General features: G+C 71.7%; 23 protein-coding genes and 1 tRNA gene. 12 read left to right on the top strand and 12 right to left on the bottom strand.

Going from position 1 to position 23,142, the window contains the following annotated elements; genetic code table 11:
• Positions 1-55 precede the first annotated feature (55 nt).
• Positions 56-127, bottom strand: a tRNA-Cys gene (locus OG710_RS09830).
• Positions 128-308: 181 nt separating this feature from the next.
• Between OG710_RS09830 and OG710_RS09825 the strand changes: the two genes are divergently transcribed.
• The 6 genes from OG710_RS09825 to OG710_RS09800 all read left to right on the top strand — a co-directional run bounded on the left by OG710_RS09825 (position 309) and on the right by OG710_RS09800 (position 6,257).
• Positions 309-1,775 carry an MFS transporter gene (locus tag OG710_RS09825; protein WP_330238978.1) on the top strand — a complete coding sequence of 489 codons (1,467 nt, stop codon included), beginning with the start codon at positions 309-311 and terminating at the stop codon, positions 1,773-1,775.
• Between the two features lie 40 nt (positions 1,776-1,815).
• The gene (locus OG710_RS09820) at positions 1,816-2,016 is read left to right on the top strand and encodes a ribbon-helix-helix protein, CopG family (protein ID WP_239225159.1); all 201 of its coding nucleotides are present in this window, start codon (positions 1,816-1,818) and stop codon (positions 2,014-2,016) included.
• Entirely contained in the window at positions 2,013-2,402 is a 390-nt protein-coding gene (locus OG710_RS09815; protein ID WP_330238977.1) for a type II toxin-antitoxin system death-on-curing family toxin, read from the top strand. Before OG710_RS09820 ends, OG710_RS09815 begins: the two co-directional genes overlap by 4 nt.
• 148 nt (positions 2,403-2,550) lie before the next feature.
• A complete protein-coding gene (locus OG710_RS09810) occupies positions 2,551-4,332 on the top strand; it encodes a DEAD/DEAH box helicase (protein ID WP_330238976.1) in 1,782 nt (593 codons plus the stop codon).
• Between the two features lie 477 nt (positions 4,333-4,809).
• Positions 4,810-5,451 carry an IclR family transcriptional regulator gene (locus tag OG710_RS09805; protein WP_111331062.1) on the top strand — a complete coding sequence of 214 codons (642 nt, stop codon included), beginning with the start codon at positions 4,810-4,812 and terminating at the stop codon, positions 5,449-5,451.
• 23 nt (positions 5,452-5,474) lie between these two features.
• Positions 5,475-6,257: a S16 family serine protease gene (locus OG710_RS09800; protein ID WP_330238975.1), complete on the top strand. Its 783-nt coding sequence runs from the start codon at positions 5,475-5,477 to the stop codon at positions 6,255-6,257.
• 11 nt (positions 6,258-6,268) lie between these two features.
• Here the strand turns inward: OG710_RS09800 and OG710_RS09795 are convergent, their stop codons facing one another.
• From OG710_RS09795 to OG710_RS09765, 7 genes are all read right to left on the bottom strand, one after another.
• Complete coding sequence (locus OG710_RS09795) at positions 6,269-6,472, bottom strand: hypothetical protein (RefSeq protein WP_330238974.1); 204 nt, start codon at positions 6,470-6,472, stop codon at positions 6,269-6,271.
• Between the two features lie 14 nt (positions 6,473-6,486).
• Entirely contained in the window at positions 6,487-7,098 is a 612-nt protein-coding gene (locus OG710_RS09790; protein ID WP_330238973.1) for a winged helix-turn-helix domain-containing protein, read from the bottom strand.
• Between the two features lie 99 nt (positions 7,099-7,197).
• Entirely contained in the window at positions 7,198-8,190 is a 993-nt protein-coding gene (locus tag OG710_RS09785) for a glycine betaine ABC transporter substrate-binding protein (RefSeq protein WP_330238972.1), read from the bottom strand.
• Positions 8,187-9,062 (bottom strand): ABC transporter permease, encoded by an 876-nt coding sequence (locus OG710_RS09780; protein ID WP_330238971.1) that lies wholly within the window; start codon positions 9,060-9,062, stop codon positions 8,187-8,189. The genes OG710_RS09785 and OG710_RS09780 overlap by 4 nt, the downstream gene beginning before the upstream one ends.
• Positions 9,059-10,333: an ABC transporter ATP-binding protein gene (locus tag OG710_RS09775; RefSeq protein WP_443064233.1), complete on the bottom strand. Its 1,275-nt coding sequence runs from the start codon at positions 10,331-10,333 to the stop codon at positions 9,059-9,061. Before OG710_RS09775 ends, OG710_RS09780 begins: the two co-directional genes overlap by 4 nt.
• A complete protein-coding gene (locus OG710_RS09770) occupies positions 10,326-10,973 on the bottom strand; it encodes an ABC transporter permease (protein ID WP_330238970.1) in 648 nt (215 codons plus the stop codon). Before OG710_RS09770 ends, OG710_RS09775 begins: the two co-directional genes overlap by 8 nt.
• A 14-nt stretch (positions 10,974-10,987) precedes the next feature.
• A complete protein-coding gene (locus tag OG710_RS09765) occupies positions 10,988-11,461 on the bottom strand; it encodes an Lrp/AsnC family transcriptional regulator (RefSeq protein ID WP_111331080.1) in 474 nt (157 codons plus the stop codon).
• A gap of 129 nt (positions 11,462-11,590) precedes the next feature.
• On the opposite strand from OG710_RS09765, the gene hppD reads away from it, so the two are divergent.
• A complete protein-coding gene (hppD, locus tag OG710_RS09760; protein WP_330238969.1) occupies positions 11,591-12,736 on the top strand; it encodes a 4-hydroxyphenylpyruvate dioxygenase in 1,146 nt (381 codons plus the stop codon).
• Between the two features lie 78 nt (positions 12,737-12,814).
• Here hppD and OG710_RS09755 read toward each other — a convergent pair whose 3' ends face one another.
• Positions 12,815-14,557 carry a tetratricopeptide repeat protein gene (locus OG710_RS09755; RefSeq protein WP_330238968.1) on the bottom strand — a complete coding sequence of 581 codons (1,743 nt, stop codon included), beginning with the start codon at positions 14,555-14,557 and terminating at the stop codon, positions 12,815-12,817.
• Positions 14,558-14,654: 97 nt separating this feature from the next.
• Between OG710_RS09755 and OG710_RS09750 the strand changes: the two genes are divergently transcribed.
• Entirely contained in the window at positions 14,655-16,022 is a 1,368-nt protein-coding gene (locus tag OG710_RS09750) for an FAD-binding oxidoreductase (protein ID WP_330238967.1), read from the top strand.
• Between the two features lie 20 nt (positions 16,023-16,042).
• Here the strand turns inward: OG710_RS09750 and OG710_RS09745 are convergent, their stop codons facing one another.
• On the bottom strand, positions 16,043-16,525 hold the full coding sequence (locus tag OG710_RS09745; RefSeq protein ID WP_111331090.1) for an SsgA family sporulation/cell division regulator: 483 nt from the start codon (positions 16,523-16,525) through the stop codon (positions 16,043-16,045).
• 208 nt (positions 16,526-16,733) lie between these two features.
• Between OG710_RS09745 and OG710_RS09740 the strand changes: the two genes are divergently transcribed.
• Entirely contained in the window at positions 16,734-17,969 is a 1,236-nt protein-coding gene (locus tag OG710_RS09740) for an RDD family protein (protein WP_330238966.1), read from the top strand.
• 204 nt (positions 17,970-18,173) lie between these two features.
• Positions 18,174-18,842: an RDD family protein gene (locus OG710_RS09735; protein WP_330238965.1), complete on the top strand. Its 669-nt coding sequence runs from the start codon at positions 18,174-18,176 to the stop codon at positions 18,840-18,842.
• 25 nt (positions 18,843-18,867) lie between these two features.
• On the opposite strand, the gene OG710_RS09730 is transcribed toward OG710_RS09735, so the two are convergent.
• Complete coding sequence (locus tag OG710_RS09730) at positions 18,868-19,155, bottom strand: hypothetical protein (RefSeq protein WP_330238964.1); 288 nt, start codon at positions 19,153-19,155, stop codon at positions 18,868-18,870.
• A gap of 382 nt (positions 19,156-19,537) precedes the next feature.
• Between OG710_RS09730 and OG710_RS09725 the strand changes: the two genes are divergently transcribed.
• The gene (locus tag OG710_RS09725) at positions 19,538-21,931 is read left to right on the top strand and encodes an immune inhibitor A domain-containing protein (RefSeq protein WP_330238963.1); all 2,394 of its coding nucleotides are present in this window, start codon (positions 19,538-19,540) and stop codon (positions 21,929-21,931) included.
• A 124-nt stretch (positions 21,932-22,055) separates the two neighbouring features.
• A complete protein-coding gene (locus OG710_RS09720; RefSeq protein WP_330238962.1) occupies positions 22,056-22,409 on the top strand; it encodes a hypothetical protein in 354 nt (117 codons plus the stop codon).
• 37 nt (positions 22,410-22,446) lie between these two features.
• On the opposite strand, the gene OG710_RS09715 is transcribed toward OG710_RS09720, so the two are convergent.
• Positions 22,447-23,031 (bottom strand): isochorismatase family protein, encoded by a 585-nt coding sequence (locus tag OG710_RS09715; RefSeq protein WP_330238961.1) that lies wholly within the window; start codon positions 23,029-23,031, stop codon positions 22,447-22,449.
• Positions 23,032-23,142 lie beyond the last annotated feature (111 nt).

Raw genomic sequence — 23,142 nt, 5'->3', positions numbered from 1 at the left:
CCGGAACGCCGAACCGCCCGCCCCTCGGCGAGGGTGCGGGCGGTTCGCCATTCGGAGACCGTGACCGGATTCGAACCGGTGTAACTCGAGTTGCAGTCGAGCCCCTGAGCCTCTCGGGCACACGGTCCTGCGTGGTGTCGCACAACTGAACGTAGGCCCGGCCGCGCGGGCGCTCAAGGGTTCGGTCCGGCGTGCAACGCGACTGCCATACGCCGTTCACGTTCGGCGCGGGACGTAGGACCAGGAGCGTAGGACGGCCGGGACCATCGACAGGGTTCACCTCGCATTTCGCCCCTTACTCTTGGCTCATGACCGCCCTGGAACCGCGGGACGCCGATGTCCCGCGCCTCATCGAAGACCCCGACGCCCCCGGCGTCGCGAAGCCCGCACCGCCGGAGGGGGTCCTCGGGCGGACGTACCGGGCGCTCAGCATCGGCATCGTGTCCGTGGTCTTCCTGATCGCCTTCGAGGCGACGGCCGTGGGCACCGCGATGCCGGTCGCCGCGCGGGAACTGCACGGCATCCCGCTGTACGCGTTCGCGTTCTCGGCGTACTTCACCACCAGCCTCTTCGCCATGGTGCTGTCCGGGCAGTGGGCGGACCGGCGCGGCCCGCTGGCGCCGCTGGCCGCCGGGATCAGCGCCTTCGGGGCGGGGCTGCTGCTGTCCGGGACCGCGGGCACGATGTGGCTGTTCATCGCGGGGCGCGCCGTGCAGGGGCTCGGCGGCGGGCTGGTCATCGTCGCGCTGTACGTGGTGATCGGGCGGGCCTATCCGGAGCGGCTGCGGCCGGCGATCATGGCCGCGTTCGCCGCGAGCTGGGTCATCCCCTCCGTCGTCGGACCGCTGGCCGCCGGCAGCGTGACCGAGCACCTGGGCTGGCGGTGGGTGTTCATCGGCATCCCGGTCCTGGTGGTCTTCCCGCTCGCGCTGGCGCTGCCGGAGATCCGGCGCAAGGCATCCGGGCCCGCGGACCCGGCGGTGGCCGCGGCGGGGTTCGACCGGCGGCGCATCGCGCTCGCGCTGGCGATCTCGCTGGGGGCCGGGCTGCTCCAGTACGCCGGCCAGGAGCTGGACTGGCTGTCCCTGCTGCCTGCGGTGGCCGGGGCCGCGCTGCTCGTACCGGCTATCCGGGGCCTGCTGCCGCACGGCACCTGGCGCGCCGCGCGCGGGCTGCCGGCGGTGGTGCTGCTGCGCGGGGTGGCCGCCGGTTCCTTCATCGCCGCCGAGTCCTTCGTCCCGCTGATGCTGGTCACCCAGCGCGGGCTCTCGCCGACGCTGGCGGGTCTCTCGCTGGCGGCAGGCGGCGGTACGTGGGCGCTGGGCTCCTTCGTACAGTCCCGGCCCCGCGTGGAGCCGTACCGGGGGCGCCTGATGGTCGGCGCGATGATCCTGGTCGCGCTCTCCATCGCGGCCGCCCCGGCGGTGCTGATCGACTCCGTGCCGGTGTGGACGGTGGCGGTGGCCTGGGCGTTCGGCTGCTTCGGCATGGGCCTGGTGATCGCCTCCACCAGCGTGCTCCTGCTGAAGCTCTCCGCCCCCGAGGAGGCGGGCGCCAACTCCGCCGCCCTCCAGATCTCCGACGGCCTCTCCAACGTGCTCCTGCTGGCCGCCGGCGGAGCCGCGTTCGCCGCCCTGGGCGGCGGCACGATGGACGCCGCCCACGAAGCCGCCGCCACCAACTCCCACCCGGCCGCCTTCGCGGTGGTCTTCTTCCCGATGGCGGCGGTCGCCCTGGCGGGCGCGTGGGTGGCGGCACGGGTACGGGAGCGCTGAGTGGTACCAGATTGACCCCACCCGGTGGTACCGTTTTGGTATGGCCATGAACCTGCGTCTCCGCGACGACCAGACGGAAGCCCTCAAGCAGCGTGCCGAGCAGGAGGGCGCCAGCATGCACGCCATAGTGCTCAGGGCCGTGGACGACTATCTGGCCCGTACGGCTCAGCAGGCGATCGTCCGCCGCACGGCGCAGGAGCAGGCGGCCAAGTGGAGCGAGCTCATGGAGCGGCTCAAGTGAGCTGTGTCTACCTGAGCTCCGAGGACGTTCTCGTCATCGCCGAGCACGCCTGTCCTGACATGCGGATCGTGCTCCGCGACGGCGGTCTCCTGGAGTCGGCGGTCCACCGGCCCTCGGCCGCCATGTTCGGCCAGGAGGCGTACCCGGACGTCCTGGAGAAGGCGGCCGCGCTGCTTCAGTCCCTGTCGGTCAACCGCCCGTTCTTCGACGGGAACAAGCGGACCGCCTGGCTGTCCTGCGTGACCTTCCTCGTCATGAACGGGGTCGGCCTCCGGCCGGACATCGACGCGGCGGAACGCCTGGTCATCGCGGTCGCGACGGGCGAGGTGGACGAGTTGCAGGCCATCGCCGACGGACTGCGCGACCTGGTGAGCGCCCCCGTGTGAGAGCGGTCGCACTTCCGCGCCGGGCGGGGCGGATCGCCGCCGGGCGGGGCCGGGACCCCGGTAGGGTGGCCCGGTTGTCGTATCGCGTGCAGCCGGTCCGGCCCGCGCGGACAGCGCCCACGTACCCGAGAGACCCGAACCGGAGACCGTGACTACTACCGCCTCCCACCACCTCTCACCCGCCTTCCCCGGCCGCGCCCCCTGGGGCACGGCCGGCAAGCTGCGAGCCTGGCAGCAGGGCGCCATGGAGAAGTACATCCAGGAGCAGCCGCGCGACTTCCTCGCCGTCGCCACCCCCGGCGCGGGGAAGACCACCTTCGCGCTGACCCTCGCCTCCTGGCTGCTGCACCACCACGTCGTGCAGCAGATCACCGTCGTCGCACCCACCGAGCATCTGAAGAAGCAGTGGGCCGAGGCGGCCGCCCGGATAGGGATCAAGCTCGACCCCGACTACAGCGCCGGTCCGCTGAGCAAGGAGTACCACGGGGTAGCCGTCACCTACGCGGGCGTCGGCGTCCGCCCGATGCTGCACCGCAACCGGTGCGAGCAGCGCAAGACGCTCGTCATCCTCGACGAGATCCACCACGCCGGGGACTCCAAGTCCTGGGGCGAGGCGTGCCAGGAGGCGTTCGACCCGGCCACCCGCCGGCTCGCCCTCACCGGCACCCCGTTCCGCTCGGACACCAACCCCATCCCGTTCGTCGTGTACGAGGAGGGCGACGACGGCATCCGGCGCTCCTCCGCCGACTACACCTACGGCTACGGCAACGCCCTGGCCGACGGCGTCGTGCGCCCGGTGATATTCCTCAGCTACAGCGGCAACATGCGCTGGCGCACCAAGGCCGGCGACGAGATCGAGGCCCGGCTCGGCGAGCCCATGACCAAGGACGCCATCGGGCAGGCGTGGCGCACCGCCCTGGCGCCCACCGGCGAGTGGATTCCCAATGTGCTGAGCGCCGCCGACAAGCGGCTCACCGAGGTCCGCAAGGGCATCCCGGACGCCGGCGGGCTCGTCATCGCCACGGACCAGGAGTCGGCACGCGCGTACGCCAAGATCCTCAAGAAGGTCACCGGCGAGACCCCCACCGTCGTCCTGTCCGACGAGAAGGCCGCGTCCAAGAAGATCGACAAGTTCAGCCAGGACGACTCGCGCTGGATGGTCGCGGTCCGCATGGTCTCCGAGGGCGTGGACGTGCCGCGCCTCGCGGTCGGGGTGTACGCCACCACCATCTCGACCCCGCTCTTCTTCGCCCAGGCCGTCGGCCGCTTCGTCCGCTCCCGCAGGCGCGGCGAGACCGCGTCCGTGTTCGTCCCCACCATCCCGATGCTCCTGGAGTTCGCCAACGAGATGGAGGTCGAGCGGGACCACGTGCTCGACAAGCCGAAGAGGGGCAGCGACGAGGAGAACCCGTTCGCCGAGGAGGACAAGCTCCTCGCCGACGCCGAGCGGCTGGAGGACGAGGAGACCGAGGAGCAGCTGCCCTTCGAGGCGCTGGAGTCCGACGCCGTCTTCGACCGGGTGCTGTACGACGGCGCCGAGTTCGGCATGCAGGCCCACCCCGGCAGCGAGGAGGAGCAGGACTACCTCGGCATCCCCGGCCTCCTCGAACCCGACCAGGTGCAGCTGCTCCTCCAGAAGCGGCAGACCCGGCAGATCGCGCACAGCAGGCAGAAGCCCGCAGCCGAGGCCGACCTGCTGGAGAAGCCCGCCCAGGACCGGCCGGTCGTCACGCACAAGCAGCTCCTCGGGCTGCGCAAGCAGCTCAACACCATGGTGTCGGCCTACACCCACCAGAGCGGCAAGCCGCACGGCGTCATCCACACCGAGCTGCGCCGGGTCTGCGGCGGGCCGCCGAGCGCGGAGGCCACCGCCGGGCAGATCGAGCAGCGCATCAAGAAGGTCCAGGAGTGGGCCACCCGCATGAGGTGACGGCCCCTGACGGCCCCCGCCTGCCGCGTACCGCGTACCGCGCACCGCCATGGCCCCGGAACCTTCCTCGCGAGGGTTCCGGGGCCTCCGCGCATCCGGGGCAGCCCGGAAATCGCCAGAAAAATTTTCACGGTGAGTTAACCGCGGTTCACATCCCGTCTACGGAGCGTCGCGACGACGTCGACCGACATGGACGCGCGTAGATGGGCGACCCGCCGCCCGCGCGCCGCTGACCGGCGCTTATGCTCGTGCCGCACAACCGGGCTCGCGCGGGCGCCCGGATTCTGGACGAGGTCTTCCGCTGAGCGGACTCGCTCGCTACTGTCCAAAAAAAGTGAACGCCCCGTGGCAATGCCGCCGCGGAGCGCAGCCGGTGCCTTGGCCAGGCCGGCGGCCTCTCCGTGCGTCGCCTCCGGGACCGGTGGCGCACTTCCCACGGGACAGCCGCCGCCGCTCACCCACGGAGGAGAGGGCGTCGTGACCGCGGAAACCTCCCAGACGCTCGACAGAGGACTGCGTGTCCTCAAGCTGCTCGCCGACACCGACCACGGCCTCACGGTCACCGAGTTGTCCAACAAACTCGGCGTCAACCGCACCGTGGTCTACCGTCTGCTCGCCACGCTCGAACAACACACCCTGATACGCCGCGACTTGGGCGGCCGGGCACGGGTCGGCCTCGGCGTGCTGCGCCTGGGCCGCCAGGTGCATCCGCTGGTCCGGGAAGCGGCGCTGCCGGCGCTGCGCTCGCTGGCCGAGGACATCGGGGCCACCGCCCACCTCACGCTGGTCGACGGCTCGGACGCGCTGGCGGTCGCGGTGGTGGAGCCGACCTGGACCGACTACCACGTCGCCTACCGGGCGGGCTTCCGCCATCCGCTGGACCGGGGCGCCGCCGGGCGCGCGATCCTGGCCGCCCGCCAGCGGCCGGTGGCCGAGACCGCGTTCACGCTCACCCACGGGGAGCTGGAGGCGGGTGCGAGCGGTGCGGCGGCGGCGCTGATGGGTGTGACCGGGGTGGAGGGGAGCGTCGGCGTGGTCATGCTGGCGGACTCCGTGCCGGAGCGCGTCGGCCCCCGTGTGGTGGACGCCGCCCGTGAGGTCGCGGACGCGTTGCGCTGAGGGAGGCACGTTAGATTGGGCGCGTGTTCACACCGCGCGCCCGTACCCTCGCCCTCGCCGCCCTGCCCGTCGCCGCCCTCATCGGCACGGCCGCCTTCGCGCCGCTGCCGTTCACGCTGGCGCAGCCGGGGACGACCGCGAATGTGCTGGGGGACGACCACGGCACGCCCGTGATCAGCATCAAGGGCACCCCGACCCGCTCCACCGAGGGCGAGCTGCGGATGACGACGATCGTGGCGACGGGCCCGGAGGCGGACGTCGGCCTCGGTGACGTCGTGGACAGCTGGTTCCGTACGGACCGGGCCGTGATGCCCCGCGACTCGGTGTACCCGACGGGCGGCTCCGAGAAGGAGATCGAGCGGCACAACCTGGACGACATGGCGAAGTCGCAGGACGCCGCCGTGGACGCCGCGCTGAACTACCTGGGCCGGAAGCCCGGCTCCGTGGACATCACGCTGCATCTGGCCGACATCGGCGGCCCCAGCGCCGGCCTCTTCTTCGCGCTGGGCATCGTGGACAAGCTGGACGGCGACGGCTCCGGCGGCGATCTCACCGGCGGCCGCGTCATCGCGGGCACGGGCACGATCGACGCGGACGGGGACGTCGGCGCGGTCGGCGGGGTCTCGCTCAAGACGCAGGCGGCCCGCCGGGACGGGGCGACCGTCTTCCTGGTGCCGAAGGCGGAGTGCTCGGAGGCGAAGTCCGAACTCCCCGACGGCCTGCGGCTGATCCCGGTCACCACGCTCAAGGGTGCGGTGGACTCGCTGCGCGCCCTGGACCGCGGGGGTAAGGTACCGGGCTGCTGAACCCGGCGGCGCTACGCGGGACGGGGAGCGCGGGCCGGGCGGCCCGCGGCACCGGCCGGGAGCACGCGCAGCCCCATCTCGACGATGGCCCAGCCCAGCCGGTTTCGCAGCTTCCGGCGCAGGGCCGTGCGGCGGGCGAGACGGAGGTCGCGGACGTGCAGGCGCATCTCGGAGGAGTGGACGCGGTACGGGGCGAGGTAGGTTTCGGGGTCCATGACGGTCGGTCCTTTCAGTCGGTGCGGCGCGGGAAGACGTGCACGTGGGCGCGGACCACGGCGGAACCCTCGGTGCCCTCGGGGACGCGGCCGCGGTAGCTGTTGATCAGGTCATTGACCTTCTGGGTGAGCTCTAGGGAGAGCTCGGGCGTCAGGCGGAGCTTGAAGTCGCTGAGGCTGGAGCCCTCGTACCACTCGTGGGACCACTCGTGCATCGTGCCGAGCCAGGTGCTGAGCTCCTGCGCGTGCAGGGTGGCGATCTCGTGCAGGACGACGCCCATGGCGCCCCGCACCTCGGGGTCGGCGTGCTGCATGAGGTCGGAGTCGAAGGCGGCACCGGCGTGTGCGGCCCGCCACCAGCGTTCGCGGCCCTTGCCGCGGGTGGGGTCGTCCTCGACGAAGCCGTACGAAGCCAGCTGGCGCAGGTGGTAACTGGTGGCGCCGCTGGACTCGCCGAGCCGCTCGGCGACGCCGGACGCGGTGGCGGGGCCGTGCTCGCGCAGGGCGTTGAGCAGGCGGAGCCGCAGCGGGTGGGCGAGTCCGCGCAGGGCGCGGGCATCGATGTGCAGGAGGCTGGGGTCTGCCGCCGTGGCGCTGTGGTCGTCGTGAACTTCGCTGGAGGACATGGCTCCACCGTAGACTTGCAAAGAGTCCTTTGCAACGGGTTTTTGCAAAGAATCTTTGCACGTGGTTCGGGGCGGCTCGGCCCACGCCGTCGCGGGGGTTCAGCCCTCCTTGATGAAGCCCTCCTCGACCAGCCAGTCCTTGGCCACCTCGTGCGGGTCCCGGCCGTCCACGTCCACGCGGGCGTTCAGCTCCTGGGCCACCTCCGTGGTCAGCCGCTTGCTGAGGGGGTCGAGGAGACCGGCGATCTCCGGGTACTTCTCCAGCGTGGGGGTGTGCACCACGGGCGCCGCGTTGTAGTTGGGGAAGAAGTGCTTGTCGTCCGCCAGGACCTCCAGGTCCATCGCCTTGATGCGGCCGTCCGTGGTGAAGACCTCGCCGAGCAGGCAGGAGTCGGACTTCGAGACCTGGGTGTAGATGATCCCCGCGTCCATCTTCTTGATGTTGGCGGACGGCAGGGACATCCCGTACGCCTTCTCCATGCCGGGCAGCCCGTCGTCGCGCGAGGCGAACTCGTTCTCGACGCAGACCGTCACCGCCGACGGGTCCTTCTTCGCCAGCGCGGCCGCGTCGGACAGCGTCTTGAGGTGGTACTTGGCGTTGTTGCGGCGGCTGACGGCGAGCGCGTACGTGTTGTTGAGGGTGGACGGCCGCAGCCAGGTCACCCCGTTGCGCAGGTCCGCGTCGCGCACCGCCTTCCACTGCTCCAGCGGGTCGGTGATGGGCTTCGCGTGCCCGAGGTACGTGATCCAGCCGGTGCCCGTGTACTCGTACATGGCGTCCGCCTCGCCCTGGGCGATCGCCTCGCGGGCGCTGATCGAGCCCGGCAGGTTCGTCCGGTCCAGGACCTCCGCCCCGGCCGCCTTGAAGATCAGCCCGATCATCTGGCTCAGGATGATGTTCTCGCTGAAGTTCTTCGAGGTCACGGTCAGCGAGGCACCGTCCAGCGGCTCCCCCTGCCCGACCGACCCGGGCACCACGTCGTCCACCATCGGCGACCCGCTCTTCAGCCCGCACCCCGCCAGCACCAGGGCCAGCGCCGCCCCGCCCGCCAGGGCCGTACGCACCCGCCGCGCCGCCCGCCGCGTCCTCATCGCCCCACCTCCAGGCCGCGCGGGGTGAGCGCCACCTCGGCCAGCGAGGCCAGCCAGTCCACCAGGAGCGCCAGCACCACCGTCAGGATCGAGCCGAGGACCAGGACCGGCATGCGCTGGGTCTGGATGCCCGAGGTGATCAGGTCGCCGAGCCCGCCGCCGCCCCCGAAGGTCGCCAGGGTCGCCGTGCCGACGTTCAGGACGAGCGCCGTGCGCACCCCGGCCAGGATCAGCGGGACGGCGAGCGGGAGTTCGACGCGGGTCAGGGTGCCCATGGCCGACATGCCGATGCCGCGTGCCGCCTCCACCATGCTGGGCTCGATCGCCCTGAGACCGGCGACCGTGTTGGAGAGCACCGGCAGCACCGCGTAGATCACCATGCCGGTGATCGCCGTGGACGGGCCGATGCCGAGCCAGATCACCAGCAGGGCCAGCAGCCCGATCGCCGGGGTGGCCTGCCCGATGTTGGCGATCGCCGTCACCACCGGGGCCGCCCGGCTCAGGCCCCGCCGGGTCAGCGCGATGCCCAGCGGAATGGCGATGACCAGCACCCAGAACGTGGAGATCGCGGTCAGCCGCACATGCTGCCACCAGCGCACCTCGACCGTGTCACCGGCCAGCGAGTTCTCCGCGATCGAGTCCAGGGACACGTTCTCGATCCAGATGTAGGTGACGACCAGCACCACGGCCAGCACGGCCGGGAGCACCACCAGCTTCCGCCAGGTGATCCGGCGCGGCGGCCCGGCGGGCGGCGGGGCGGGCTCCTCCTCCTCGTCCCGGAAGGCGTGGCCCTTCACATCGTGCTCGCCCGGCGGCCGTTCGCGGCCGGGCGCGGGGGAGGGGCCGGGGGTGGGGGAGGGGCCGGAGGTCATGCGCCCGCACCGCCCTCCAGCTCCTCGGCGGTGCGGTGTTCGCGCAGCTCCTCCAGCACGTGCTGGTGCTCGATGGCGGTGAGCCGGTCCGCCTCCAGGAGTTCGTGCACCGAGTTCATCAGGGTGTGCATGTCCACGACTCCGGTGAACTCGCCGCGCCGGCCGGTCACCGCGACCCGCCCGCCGCTGTCGGTGAGCACCGCCTCCAGCGCGTCGTGCAGCGTGGCGTCCCGCGTCACCGTGTCGTGGACGAGCTGCCCGGCCCGCGCCAGGGAGCCGCGCGCCCGCATCAGGTCGCCGCGCCGCAGCCATTTGTAGGGGCGGTTCCTGCGGTCCAGCATCAGCAGCTCGTTGTGCGGGCCGGAGCGCAGCTTGTTGAAGATCGACTGGAGCGGGTCGTCCACGGTGACGGTCGGGAAGTCGGCGATCTCCACCTCGCGCACCCGGGTCAGATTGAGCCGTTTCAGCGCCGCGCCCGCGCCGACGAAGCCGGAGACGAAGTCGTCGGTCGGGTTGGTGAGGATGGCCTCCGGGGTGTCGAACTGCGCGATGTGCGAGCGCTCGCGCAGCACGGCGATCCGGTCGCCCAGCTTGATCGCCTCGTCGAAGTCGTGGGTGACGAAGACGATCGTCTTGTGGAGTTCGTGCTGGAGCCGGATCAGCTCGTCCTGGAGGTGGTCGCGGGTGATCGGGTCGACCGCGCCGAACGGCTCGTCCATCAGCAGCACCGGCGGGTCGGCGGCCAGTGCCCTCGCCACGCCGACGCGCTGCTGCTGGCCGCCGGACAGGGCGCGCGGATAGCGGCCGTGGAACTCGCGCGGGTCGAGCCCGACCAGGTCGAGCATCTCCTCGACCCGGTCCTTCACCCGCGCCTTGGACCAGCCCACCATCCTCGGGACGAGCGCGATGTTCTCGGCGACCGTCATGTGCGGGAAGAGCCCGGAGGACTGGATCGCGTAACCGATCTTGCGGCGGAGCTTCACCGGGTCGATGTCGGTGACGTCCTCGTCGTCGATCCTGATCCGGCCGGAGCTGGGCTCGATCAGCCGGTTGATCATCTTCAGGGTGGTGGACTTCCCGCAGCCGGACGGGCCCACGAAGATCACCGTCTCGCCGGCCCTGATCTCCATCGACACGTTGTCCACGGCCGGGCCGGGGTTGCCCGGGTAGCGCTTGGAGAGGTTCTCCAGCTCGATGGCCGCGCCGGACGCGGCGCCGGATGAGGCGCCGGGCGCGGGGCGCGGGCCAAAGGGTGCTGCGGTCTCAGACACGGATACCCCTCGGAATGGTGAGCCGCCCCAGCAGGACGTAGGCGGCGTCGAAGAGCAGGGCGAGGACGACGATGCCGAGCGTGCCCGCGAGCACCTGGTTGATCGCGTTGGCGCTGCCCAGCGAGGCGATGCCGCGGAAGATCTCGTTGCCCAGGCCGGGCCCGGAGGCGTACGCGGCGATGGCGGCGATGCCCATCAGCATCTGGGTGGAGACCCGGATGCCGGTGAGGATCGGCGGCCAGGCCAGCGGCAGCTCCACCCGCAGCAGCCGCGCCGTACGGGACATCCCGATGCCCTTCGCCGCGTCCACCAGCGCCGGATCGACGCCGCGCAGCCCCACGATGGCGTTGCGGACGACGGGCAGCAGCCCGTACAGCGTCAGGGCGATCACCGTGGGCGCGACGCCGAGGCCGACCAGCGGGATGAGCAGACCGATCGCGGCCAGCGACGGAATGGTCAGCACGGTCGCCGTCGAGGTGATCGCCAGCGAGGAGCCCCAGCCGCTGCGGTAGCTGACGACCCCGATCAGGACCCCGAGCAGGGTGGCGATGACCATGCACTGGAAGACCGCGCTGACGTGCTGGAAGGCGTCGGTGAGCAACTGCTGGTGGCGGTTGGCCAGATACTCCCAGAAGCTCACCGTCACTCCTCGGCTCAGTCGGTGTCCTGCGCCGCCTGTTCGACGAGCGGGATGACGCGCAGGGGCACGGCGTTCTCCATGACGATGGCCGTGGAGGCCCGGACGATCCCATCAAATCCGACAACCCGGTCGATCACCCGCTGGAGATCCGCGTTGGACCGGGCCACCAGCCGGCACAGCATGTCCCCGTGCCCGGTGGTGGTGTGCAGCTCCAGCACCTCCGGTACGCCGCTCAAGTGCGCCCGTACATCGGCTCCTTGACCCTGTTTGATCTCCAGCGTGGCGAACGCGGTGACCGGATAGCCCAGGGCCGCCGGATCGACGTCCGGGCCGAATCCGCGGATGACGCCATTCGACTGAAGCCGGTCGAGCCGCGCCTGCACCGTCCCGCGCGCGACGCCCAGCCTGCGCGACGCCTCCAGGACCCCGATCCTGGGTTCACGTGCCAGCAGCACGATGAGCCGCCCGTCCAGTCGGTCGATCGCCATGTCCGGCCTCCGTCGGTGTGATGGTCATCATGTACAGATCGTCCGCCCATCATGGCGAACCGCTGTACAGGTTGACCAGTGAGAACGCGAACTGTTGCGCACCTTGCGAAGCGGCGGGAACCTCGGGGCATGACAGAGACGACGCACAGCGTTCCCGAGACGTCCCGGCAGGCCGACCCCTTCCCCGTCAAGGGGATGGACGCCGTCGTCTTCGCCGTGGGCAACGCCAAGCAGGCCGCGCACTTCTACTCGACGGCCTTCGGCATGAAGCTGGTCGCCTACGCGGGCCCGGAGACCGGCAGCCGCGAGACCGCCAGCTACGTCCTCACCAGCGGCTCCGCCCGCTTCGTCCTCACCTCCGTGGTGAAGGCGTCCACCGACTGGGGCCACTTCCTGGAGGACCACGTCGCGGCGCACGGCGACGGGGTCATCGACCTCGCCATCGAGGTGCCGGACGCCCGCGCCGCCTACGCGTACGCCGTCGAGCACGGCGCCACCGGCATCGAGGAGCCCTACGAGACGAAGGACGAGCACGGCACCGTCGTGCGCGCCGCCATCGCCACGTACGGCAAGACCCGCCACACCCTCGTCGAGCGCACCGGCTACACCGGCCCCTACCTGCCCGGTTACGTCGAGGCGGCGCCGATCGTCGAGCCGCCGGCCAAGCGCTACTTCCAGGCCATCGACCACTGCGTCGGCAACGTCGAGCTCGGCCGGATGAACGAGTGGGTCGAGTTCTACAACAAGGTCATGGGCTTCACGAACATGAAGGAGTTCGTGGGCGACGACATCGCCACCGAGTACTCCGCGCTCATGTCCAAGGTCGTCGCCGACGGCACGCTCAAGGTCAAGTTCCCGATCAACGAGCCGGCCATCGCCAAGAAGAAGTCGCAGATCGACGAGTACCTGGAGTTCTACGGCGCCGCCGGTGTCCAGCACATGGCGCTCGCCACGAACGACATCGTCGCCTCGGTGAAGGCGATGCGCGCCGCCGGTGTGCAGTTCCTCGACACCCCGGACTCGTACTACGACACCCTCGGCGAGTGGGCGGGCGAGACCCGTGTGCCCGTGGAGACCCTGCGCGAGCTGAAGATCCTCGTGGACCGCGACGAGGACGGCTACCTGCTGCAGATCTTCACCAAGCCGGTCCAGGACCGCCCGACCGTCTTCTTCGAGATGATCGAGCGCCACGGCTCCATGGGCTTCGGCAAGGGCAACTTCAAGGCCCTGTTCGAGGCGATCGAGCGCGAGCAGGAGAAGCGCGGCAACCTGTGACACGCCGGGCATGACGCAGGGGCGGGCCGGATTCCGGCCCGCCCCTGTCCGCGTGTACGCCGCGGCCTCCCGCCCGCGTCAGCCGGCCGCCACCGTGACGGCCGGCGCCGGTACGGGGGCCTGCGCGCCGCCCGCCGAGGGCGCCGGGGCCGCCTGCGGACCCGCCGCCGCCGGAGGCGCGGGCACGGCCGCACCGCCACCCGGCGCGGGCTGCTGCGGCGCGGGAACGGGCGCCGGAGCCTGCGGTGCCGGGGACTGAGGGGCCGGGGCCTGCGGTGCCGGGGGCGCCGGCGGCCGCATGTCCGCCGGACCGCCCGCCGGCGGCTCACCCAGCGCGTCCAGCGCGTCCCGCGCCGACGAGGCGTCCAGCGGCGAGAACTCCGGATTGGTGCGCAGCGCGTCCTCCAGATGGCGGCGCGCCGACCCGTAGTCGCCCACCGCGCGCTCCGTCATGCCCAGGTGGTACGCGTACGAGGCGTTCTGCCCGCCCTGCTCCACCGCCCGCCGCGCGTACTCCAGGGCCGCGTCCGGGTCGCCCGCCCGGTGCAGCGCCCAGCCCAGCGCGTCGGCCATCGCCGGGCTGCGGTGCCCCCGCTGCCAGGCGCCCCGCAGCAGCTCCACCGCCGCGTCCGCGTCGCCGTGCGCGGCCTCGAAGCGGCCCAGCGGCAGCGACTCGTCCACCCCGCGGGCCCGGCCCCGGTCCAGCGCCGCGCGCAGCTTCTTGAACTGGTCCACCGAGTCGCCGTCCAGCCCCATCGACTCGTACAGCTCGCCCAGCTCCAGCAGGTACTGCGGGCGCGGCGACTTGGCGAGCGCCGCCTGGTAGTCCCGTACGGCCTCGTCGGTGCGCCCGAGGGCCGCCAGCGCGCGGGCCCGCCCTGCGAGCGCGGGGTGATGGCCCTTCAGGACGCGCAGCGCCGCCCCGTACTGGGCCACGGCCTCCTTCGGCTCACCGCGCTCCCAGGCAAGCTCGCCCAGCCGGGACAGGCAGGCGGCCTTCTCGGCCGGTGTCCTCGCCCGGTTCGCCGCGTCCTGCGCGGTGGCCAGCGCGTCCTCGCGCCAGCCCCGGTCCCGGTACATCTCGGCCGCCCGGCCCAGCGCCGGCACCCCGGCCCGCAGCTCGGTGAACTTCTCCACCGCGGTGATCGCCGACTTGCGGTCGCCCAGGCCGTTGTAGGCGTCGATCAGCTCCGGGTAGACCGTCCACTCCTTGGGCTGCCGCTTGCGGACCGTCTCGCCCCACTTCTTGGCCGTCACGAAGTCGTGCCGGGCGTTGGCGAGCGAGGCGAGGCCGACCCAGGCCGCCGTGTTGCCCCGCTCGCCCGGCCGCACGTTCAGCGAGCGCTTGAGCGCCTGCTCGGCCCGCGTGTAGTACGCCGGGTCGGCGGCGCGCCGCCCCCACTCCACGTACGCCGACCCCAGCACCGCCCACGCGGGCGCGTCCGAGGGGTGGGTGCCCACCCACTTCTGCCGGTCCCCGATGAGCGCCGTCAGATCGGAGAGCGAGGCCGGGGAACCGGCGGCCGTCGCGGACATCGCGCGCGAGACCGGACCGGGCAGCGGCGCCGCGTCCTTGTCGTCGTCGGGCACCGCGACCACCGCGCCCGTCACCAGGACCGCCCCCGCGACCATGCCGAAGGCCGCCCGGCGCAGCGTCGTGCGCATCGTGGGGGGCGGCGGCTCGGCCGGCGAGGCGGCATCCGGCGGATAGGGGCCGGGGTCCGGCAGACCGGGGCCGGGCAGGCTCGGGTCGGGCAGGCCGGTGTCGGAGGAGTCCTCGGGCCCGGAGGCCCTCGGGGGCTGCTGAGGCGTGAGTTCCATGCCGCTCACTGTGCGTCAGTATGAAGATCACACCGTGTCTTGGGATCGCCACCGCAGACGGGTTCACACCAATGGGTCCGGGTGCCACGCTTGGATCATGGACGATCTCCCCGAACTCCTGCGGGCGGGCCTCCCGGCCGGGGCAGTGATCACCGATCCGGACGTCACCGCCTCCTACGCCCACGACATGGCGAGCTTCTGCGCGGCCGGCACCCCCGCCGTCGTGGTGCTCCCGTGCACCGTCGAGCAGGTCCAGCACGTCATGCGCACCGCCACCGCGCTGCGCGTCCCGGTCGTCCCCCAGGGCGCCCGCACGGGCCTGTCGGGCGCCGCCAACGCCACCGACGGCTGCATCGTGCTCTCCCTGGTCAAGATGGACCGCATCCTGGAGATCAGCCCCGTCGACCGGATCGCCGTCGTCGAACCCGGAGTGATCAACGCCGTGCTCTCCCGCGCGGTGGAGGAACACGGCCTGTACTACCCGCCGGACCCCTCCAGCTGGGAGATGTGCACCATCGGCGGCAACATCGGCACCGCGTCCGGCGGCCTGTGCTGCGTCAAGTACGGGGTAACCGCCGAGTACGTCCTCGGCCTCGACGTCGTCCTCGCGGACGGACGCCTGCTCAGCACCGGCCGGCGCACCGCCAAGGGCGTCGCGGGCTACGACCTCACCCGTCTCCTCGTCGGCTCCGAGGGCAGCCTCGGCATCATCGTGAAGGCCGTCCTCGCGCTGAAGCCCCGGCCGCCCCGGCAGCTCGTCCTCGCCGCCGAGTTCCCCAGCGCCTCCGCCGCCTGCGACGCCGTCTGCCGGATCATGGAGAGCGGCCACACCCCCTCACTCCTCGAACTGATGGACCGTACGACCGTCCGGGCCGTCAACCGCATGGCCCGCATGGGCCTCCCCGAGACCACCGAGGCCCTGCTCCTCGCCGCCTTCGACACCCCGGACCCGACCGCCGACCTCGCCGCCGTCGCCGCCCTGTGCACGGCGGCCGGGGCCACCGAGGTCGTGCCGGCCGAGGACGCGGCCGAGTCCGAGATGCTGCTGAGGGCCCGGCGGATGGCGCTGACCGCGCTGGAGACCCTCAAGCCGGCGACGATGATCGACGACGTGTGCGTACCGCGTTCCCGGCTCGCCGCCATGCTGGAGGGCACGGCGGAGATCGCCGCGAAGTACGCCCTCACCATCGGCGTCTGCGCCCACGCGGGCGACGGCAACACCCACCCCGTCGTCTGCTTCGACCCGGCGGACGCCGACGAGTCCCGGCGGGCGCGCGAGTCCTTCGACGAGATCATGGCCCTCGGCCTCGCCCTCGGCGGCACGATCACCGGCGAGCACGGCGTCGGCGTCCTCAAGAAGGAGTGGCTGGCCCGCGAACTCGGCGAGACCGGCGTGGAACTGCACCGGGGCGTGAAGCGGGCCTTCGACCCGCTCGGGCTGCTCAACCCCGGCAAGGTCTTCTGACCGTCCCCGGCCCACGCCGCTCAGTTCTCCCCCTCCTGCGCCTGCGACTCGTCCGACGGCCACGGGTCGCTCATCCACAGGTCGTCGGCCGGCAGCGGCGCGAGCAACTCGGCCAGGCCCTCGTCGATGCCGAGCCGCTCGCTCTCGGTGCCCGGCGGGACGACGCGCAGCGTCCGCTCCACCCAGACCGCCACGGCCGCCGCCGGGACCTCCAGCAGCGCATTGCCCTCCGGGGACGTCAGCGCCACACAGATGACGCTGTTCCCGTCCACCTTGGTGGGCCAGATCCGCACATCGCCCTGCCCGCACGGCCGGAACACGCCCTCCACCAGCAGATCGCGGGCGAACGTCCAGTACACGGGCGATTCCGAGGTGATGTGGAAGGTGATGTGCACCGCGTACGGGTCCTCGGTGCGGTACGTCAGCCGGGCCGGCACCGGGATGCTGCGCTCGGGCGACAGGACCAGCTTGAGCTCCAGCTCGCGTTCCACGACGGTGTTCATGAGGGCGTCCTTCCGTTGTCCGGAGCCGGTCCCTCGACCGGCCCGCACAGGTGAGAGCGCCTTCCACGCGGTTCATTACGCGACTTCGGGAAAAAACTTCGCGTGACCGAAATGGGGGTCAAACGCCCGGACCGGCCCGGCGATCCGCGCCCGTCTGGTAGATGTGGACCCCTGTATTGAGGCCGCGAAGAGATACGGGACCACGGTGATGAGCGCCCCAACCCCGGCACCCGGTGACGAAAGCCCCCGCGAGGGGTACTACCCCGACCCGTCCATCCCCGGTTACGTCCGCTACTGGAACGGCGCCGCCTGGGTGCCCGGCACCAGCCGTCCGGCCCCGAAGCAGGACGCGGTCGAGGAGACCGGTCCGGTTTTCCTGGACGAGGCGCCGGCGGACGCGCCGCCCGACGGGGCCCGCCCCGAACCCGCGACCGCCTGGCAGGCCGACGCCTCCCGCCAGACCGGCTTCGGCGACCACCGCGTGTCGTGGGGCGAGCGGGGCACGAGCACGGCGCCGGAGGCACCGGAGCCCGCCCCCGAGCCGGAACCGCAGGACACCGCGCCCGTGCCCGAGAACACCGTCGCCCTCCGGGTGAACCGCCCCGGCGGCGACACCGCCCGCCCGGCCGCCGCAAGCAGCGCCCCGCCCCGCGCGCGCGACACGGACCCGCGCACCCCGAGCACCCCGTGGGACCGTCAGGGCCCGGTGAGCCAGCCTTCGGTGAGCCCGAGCCCGGTGAGCCGAGCCCCGGTCCCGCAGGCGCGCCCCGTCCCCGCCCCGCAGCCGCCCGCCCCCGCCCCGGCACCGCAGCCGCGCCCGGCCCCCGCCCCGCAGCCCGCCGCGCCCGTCCCCGCGCCCGTCCCCGCGCCGCAGGCGCGGCCCGCCCCGTGGAAGCCGCCCGTCGAGGACCCGTTCCAGCGGCTCGTCGCGGCCCGGAGCGCGGGGCGGCCCGCCCCGCTCGGCAGGCGGTTCACCGCCCGGCTCATCGACACGGCGGTGCTGGGCGCGCTCACCGCCGCGGCGGCCGTTCCCCTGGCCGGCCGGGCCCTGGACCACATCGACGCCAAGATCGACGCGGCGAAGCTGTCCGGCGAGACGGTCACCGTATGGCTGCTGGACTCCACCACGGCCGCGCTGGGCGGGGCGGTCCTCGGCGTCCTCCTGGTCCTCGGCGTCCTCCTGGAGGCGCTGCCCACCGCGAAGTGGGGCCGTACGCTCGGCAAGAAGCTGTGCGGGCTCGACGTCCGGGACATCGAGTCCCACGAACCGCCCGGCTTCGGCGCCGCGCTCCGCCGCTGGCTGGTGTACGCGGTGCCCGGCCTGCTGGTGGTCGGGGCGGCCGGCGTGCTCTGGTGCCTGGTCGACCGGCCGTGGCGGCAGTGCTGGCACGACAAGGCGGCCGGCACCTTCGTGGCCGCACCCCCTTCCCCCGAACGCACATGAGGGCCTGTCGGGTGACCTCCGATCGGGCGGTCACGCCCTGGCACGCACGCTTCCCGCGTTGCCGGGATGTCCTCGTAGCTCCGCTACGAGGACATCCCGGCGCCTTGGAATCGCACGCGCCAGACCGCGTCCGCTACCGATCGGCGGTCACCCGACAGGCCCTGAGCCGTTGCGGGGGCCCGGTCGCCGGGATGCACTGCCCCCATGAGCAACGATCAGCCGCCGCCCGGTCAGCCGCCCGAGGACGATCCGTTCCGGAAGCGGCCGCCCGGTGACCAGCCGCCGCCGTCGTCCGGCTCGCCCTACGACGGCGCGCCCCCGCCGCCGCCCCCGTACGATCCGGGGCCCTACGGGGGCGGCGGCGGGCCGTACGGCGCGGACCCGCTGGCGGGGATGCCGCCGCTCGCCGAACCGGGCAAGCGCATCCTGGCCCGGCTGATCGACTTCCTGATCATCTCCATCCCGCTCTACCTGATCTCACTGCCCTGGGGCGGCGCGGTCGGCAACACCAACGGCAACGGCAACGACGACGACGTCAGCGATCTGTTCGCCCAGACCTACAGCGGGCATCAGCTGCTCTGGTCGCTGATCGGCCTGGTGGTCTACGTCGCGTACGACACGTACTTCACGCACAAGGACGGCCGCACCCTCGGCAAGCGGCTGCTGAAGATGCGGGTCGCGATGCTCAACGACGGCCGGGTGCCGGACACCGGGGCGGCGTTCATGCGGGCCGTGGTGCTGTGGCTGCCCGCGCTGCTGTGCTGCCCGTGCCTGTGGTGGCTCATCAACATCGTGCTGATGTTCACCGACAAGCCCTACCGGCAGGGCCTCCAGGACAAGGCGGCCAAGACCGTGGTGGTGACCGTCAACTGAGATTTCGCCCGGTCTCGGCCCGGGCTCAGCGGTGGCTCTGGGCGGAGACGGGCGCCCGGCCCTCCGCGGCGGCCGCGGAGCGGCGTGGCGCCGGCACCGGGACGGCGCCCGCCGACTCCGCCGATCGCGCGGTGTGGCGGCGGTGCCCGGTGGGTACGGTGACGGACACGGCGATTCCGAGCGCGAGCGCGGCCGTCCCGGCCACGGCGATGCCGACGCCCGAACCGACCTGGAACAGCAGCAACATGGCCAGGTCCGCGAAGACGACGGTGACCGAACCGTAGACGAGCTGTGCGGCAGTGGGACGCGGCATGGCTGATTCCGTCCTCGGGACGTCGGATGGGCGTTCTCTCGACACGGTCGCGCTGTCGAGCGACTCTATGTCGGTGGATGCCCGTGAGGAACGGCTGGTAAGCGTAACCTAACCCACAGTGCCGGTGCACAGGGGGCGCACGGAGTCATCCCGGGCGCCCGGGCACGCTTCTGACGCACCGGTAGGTCACGGACAGGGAGCGACATTTCGTCCGGATACCGGAATGGTGCTCCTGCATAGTGCACTTGCTCTGTCCAAGTCAAGGTCTGTCTTTTCTCCCGTAACTCCGGTCGAATGTCGTCACTTGTGACGCGTTTCCGCGCGCGCGGCCTCTCCTACACCTCCGGGCCGCCGACGCGGACGCCGGGGAGGACTGCATCACGTGATCATTAAGAGACGGGCGCTTCGGACCGGAGCGATTGTCGTGGCCATGGCCGCGACCGCCGCAACCGCATCCGCCTTCGCCACCGCTCAGGCTGATGACCAGGCGTCAGGCACCGCCAAGATCGACCGCCGGGACCCGGCGTCGGCCAGGGGCGGCGAACACAACCTGGAGGGCCCGTTCAGCAAGCAGCAGGCCGCTCAGCGCCAGGCTGCCCTGGAACAGGTCATATCCGGCGACAAGAAGGTTTCGTCGCGCGGAGGCTCCAAGGTCGTCAAGCTCGACGACAAGAAGTACGTCGAGCTGGGCCGCGAGAAGACCGACAAGATCTTCACCGTCCTGGTGGAGTTCGGCGACAAGGTCGACAACACGACCATGTACGACCCGGACGGCGACGGCCCCAAGCCGCCCGTCCCGGCCTACGGCGGCACGCCGGGCCCGCTGCACAACCAGATAGCCCAGCCGGACCCGAAGAAGGACAACAGCACCGCCTGGCAGGCCGACTACGACCAGGCGCACTTCCAGCAGCTGTACTTCGGCGAGGGCGCGGGCACCAACTCGCTCAAGACGTACTACGAGAAGACGTCGTCCGGCCGCTACTCGGTCGAGGGCGAGGTCTCCGACTGGGTCAAGGTCCCGTACAACGAGGCCCGGTACGGCTCGAACTACTGCGGCCAGAGCAACTGCGCCAACTCCTGGGACATGGTCCGGGACGGCGTCAACGCCTGGGTCGCGGACCAGAAGGCGAAGGGCCGCACGCTCGACCAGATCAAGGCGGACCTGTCGGAGTACGACAAGTGGGACCGCTACGACTTCGACAACGACGGCAACTTCAACGAGCCCGACGGCTACATCGATCACTTCCAGATCGTGCACGCGGGTGAGGACGAGTCCGCCGGCGGCGGTGCCCAGGGCGCCGACGCCATCTGGGCGCACCGCTGGTACGCGTACGGCACCAACGTCGGCGCCACCGGCCCCTCCGCCAACAAGGCGGGCGGCACCGAGATCGGCGACACCGGCATCTGGGTCGGCGACTACACCGCGCAGCCCGAGAACGGCGGACTGGGCGTCTTCGCCCACGAGTACGCCCACGACCTCGGTCTCCCGGACCTCTACGACACGACCAACACCGCCGAGAACTCGGTCGGCTTCTGGTCGCTGATGTCGGCGGGCTCCTGGCTCGGCACCGGCAAGGACAGCATCGGGGACATGCCCGGTGACATGACCGCCTGGGACAAGCTCCAGCTGGGCTGGCTGAACTTCGACGAGGCCAAGGCCGCCACGAAGTCCACCCACAAGCTGGGCGTCTCCGAGTACAACACCAAGGACAAGCAGGCGCTCGTCGTCACGCTGCCCGAGAAGCCCGTCACCACCGACGTCACGGCCCCCGCCGAGGGCGCCGCGCAGTGGTGGAGCGACATGGGCGACAACCTCAGCAACACGCTGTCCCGCCCGGTCGACCTCACCGGCAAGACCAAGGCGTCCCTGGACCTCCAGGGCTGGTGGGACATCGAGAAGGACTACGACTACCTCTACACCGAGGTGTCCACCAACGGCGGCACCAGCTGGACCGCGATCGACGGCACCGCCGACGGCAAGGCCATCCCGCGCGACGCCAGCGACAAGCCGGCCCTGACCGACGTCTCCGGCGCGTACAAGAAGCTGTCGTACTCGCTGGACGCCTACGCGGGCCAGAAGATCGACATCCGCTTCCGCTACGCCACCGACGGCGGCGCGGGCGGCAAGGGCTTCACCGCCGACACCATCTCGGTGACCGCGGACGGCACCGCGCTGTTCTCGGACAACGCCGAGGCCGGTGACAACGGTTGGACCAGCAAGGGCTTCTCGCGGGTCGGCGCGTCGTTCACCAAGAACTACCCGCAGTACTACATCGCGGAGAACCGCCAGTACGTCAGCTACGACAAGACCCTCCAGGTCGGCCCGTACAACTTCGGCTTCTCCAAGACCCGTCCGGACTGGGTCGAGCACTTCCCCTACCAGAACGGCCTGCTGGTCTGGCTGTGGGACACCTCCCAGAAGGACAACAACGTCTCGCAGCACCCCGGCCAGGGCCTGATCCTGCCGGTGGACGCACACGCGAAGCCGCTGAAGTGGTCGAACGGCTCGATCATGCGCAACAAGATCCAGCCCTTCGACGCCCCGTTCAGCTGGTACCCGACGGACGGCTTCACGCTGCACTCGGCCGACCAGGCCGTGAAGATCAAGCCGCAGCTCGGCGTCCCGGCCTTCGACGACCGCACGGGCACGTACTGGTACAAGGAGAACCCGACCGGCAGCGTCAAGGTTCCTGACACCAACACCCGGATCACCATCGTCAGCGAGCCGCTCAGCGGCGAGACGATGGTCGTCAAGGTGGGCCCCTCGAAGAAGTAGTACCGCATCACCGCAGGTCACAGCATGATCGGCCGTCGCCCACTAGCGGGCGGCGGCCGATCGTGTTTAGGTGCCCCTGTTCACTTTCTTATTGACACGACGTCTCACGGGGGAGCGCGTACGTATGGCAGGCGGAGGATTCAGCAAGTTGCCGAACGGCAGTGTGGTCGTCGCGATCACCCTGCCGCGCCCGGCGGGGGGCCCCGGACCCGGCACTCCGGTCCGGGTCCTGGTGCACGCCGCCAACCGGCCCCGCGCCCTGACCCGGCTGCGCAACCTGGGCCTGCGCGCCGTGTATCTGCGCGGCAACGCCGAGCCGCCGACCCCGGACGAGATCACCGCCGTGCTGCACCACCCGGACGGCTTGCTCTGGCGCGCCCGCCCGGAACGGGCCGAGGAGCTGTGGCACCCCATCCGCACCCTGCTGGAACCCGCCGCCGCACCGGCTGTACCGGCCGTCCCGGCCGCGTGGGGCTGAGCCCGGCCCCGGAGGGCCGGGGCGCCCGTACGGCCGCTCAGACGACCGGCTCGCCCGTCAGCGCCACGCCCGCCTCGCGCAGCTCCGTCAGCGCCCGCTCCGTCGTCGCCGGGGCGACCCCCGCCGTCAGGCCGAGCAGCACCTGCGTGGTGAAGCCCTCGCGGGCGGCGTCCAGCGCGGTGGCCCGGACGCAGTGGTCGGTCGCGATGCCGACCACGTCGACCTCGCTGACGTCCCGCTCGCGCAGCCACCGGGCGAGCCCGGTGCCGTTCTCGTCGAGCCCCTCGAAGCCGCTGTACGCCGCCGCGTGGGCCCCCTTGTCGAACACCGTGTCGATCGCCCCGGAGGCGACCGCCGGGGCGAAATTGGGGTGGAAGCCCACGCCCTCCGTACCGGCCACGCAGTGGGGCGGCCAGGAGTGCTCGAAGTCCGGCGTGGCCGAGAAGTGGTCGCCCGGATCGATGTGGTGGTCCCGCGTGGCCACCACGTACCGGTAGGCGGGCCGGCTCTCGCCGATCAGGTCCGTGATGGCGGCGGCGACATCGGCACCCCCCGCCACGGCGAGGCTCCCGCCCTCACAGAAGTCGTTCTGAACGTCCACGACGATCAAGGCGCGGTGCATGGCGGTGGTCCTTCGGGGTGGGGAGCGGTGGGGGAGCGGTGCGGAGCGGTACGGGGAGATGGTTCCGTCACTAGAGATTCCAGCGGGGCGAGGGGGAAATCAAGCCCGTCC

Source organism: Streptomyces sp. NBC_00525, from assembly GCF_036346595.1.
GTDB lineage: Bacteria > Actinomycetota > Actinomycetes > Streptomycetales > Streptomycetaceae > Streptomyces.
This window is presented reverse-complemented; position numbering and strand designations above follow the sequence as displayed.

What these genes read in the sequence shown, in the direction of transcription:
- OG710_RS09735 (WP_330238965.1), top strand. Translation starts at nt 18,174, where the DNA reads ATGAGCAACGATCAGCCGCCGCCCGGTCAGCCGCCCGAGGACGATCCG.
- OG710_RS09795 (WP_330238974.1), bottom strand. Translation starts at nt 6,472, where the DNA reads ATGGACCCCGAAACCTACCTCGCCCCGTACCGCGTCCACTCCTCCGAG.
- OG710_RS09780 (WP_330238971.1), bottom strand. Translation starts at nt 9,062, where the DNA reads ATGACCTCCGGCCCCTCCCCCACCCCCGGCCCCTCCCCCGCGCCCGGC.
- hppD (WP_330238969.1), top strand. Translation starts at nt 11,591, where the DNA reads ATGACAGAGACGACGCACAGCGTTCCCGAGACGTCCCGGCAGGCCGAC.
- OG710_RS09740 (WP_330238966.1), top strand. Translation starts at nt 16,734, where the DNA reads ATGAGCGCCCCAACCCCGGCACCCGGTGACGAAAGCCCCCGCGAGGGG.
- OG710_RS09825 (WP_330238978.1), top strand. Translation starts at nt 309, where the DNA reads ATGACCGCCCTGGAACCGCGGGACGCCGATGTCCCGCGCCTCATCGAA.
- OG710_RS09715 (WP_330238961.1), bottom strand. Translation starts at nt 23,031, where the DNA reads ATGCACCGCGCCTTGATCGTCGTGGACGTTCAGAACGACTTCTGTGAG.
- OG710_RS09790 (WP_330238973.1), bottom strand. Translation starts at nt 7,098, where the DNA reads ATGTCCTCCAGCGAAGTTCACGACGACCACAGCGCCACGGCGGCAGAC.
- OG710_RS09820 (WP_239225159.1), top strand. Translation starts at nt 1,816, where the DNA reads ATGGCCATGAACCTGCGTCTCCGCGACGACCAGACGGAAGCCCTCAAG.
- OG710_RS09720 (WP_330238962.1), top strand. Translation starts at nt 22,056, where the DNA reads ATGGCAGGCGGAGGATTCAGCAAGTTGCCGAACGGCAGTGTGGTCGTC.
- OG710_RS09730 (WP_330238964.1), bottom strand. Translation starts at nt 19,155, where the DNA reads ATGCCGCGTCCCACTGCCGCACAGCTCGTCTACGGTTCGGTCACCGTC.
- OG710_RS09765 (WP_111331080.1), bottom strand. Translation starts at nt 11,461, where the DNA reads ATGGCGATCGACCGACTGGACGGGCGGCTCATCGTGCTGCTGGCACGT.
- OG710_RS09755 (WP_330238968.1), bottom strand. Translation starts at nt 14,557, where the DNA reads ATGGAACTCACGCCTCAGCAGCCCCCGAGGGCCTCCGGGCCCGAGGAC.
- OG710_RS09745 (WP_111331090.1), bottom strand. Translation starts at nt 16,525, where the DNA reads ATGAACACCGTCGTGGAACGCGAGCTGGAGCTCAAGCTGGTCCTGTCG.
- OG710_RS09750 (WP_330238967.1), top strand. Translation starts at nt 14,655, where the DNA reads ATGGACGATCTCCCCGAACTCCTGCGGGCGGGCCTCCCGGCCGGGGCA.
- OG710_RS09785 (WP_330238972.1), bottom strand. Translation starts at nt 8,190, where the DNA reads ATGAGGACGCGGCGGGCGGCGCGGCGGGTGCGTACGGCCCTGGCGGGC.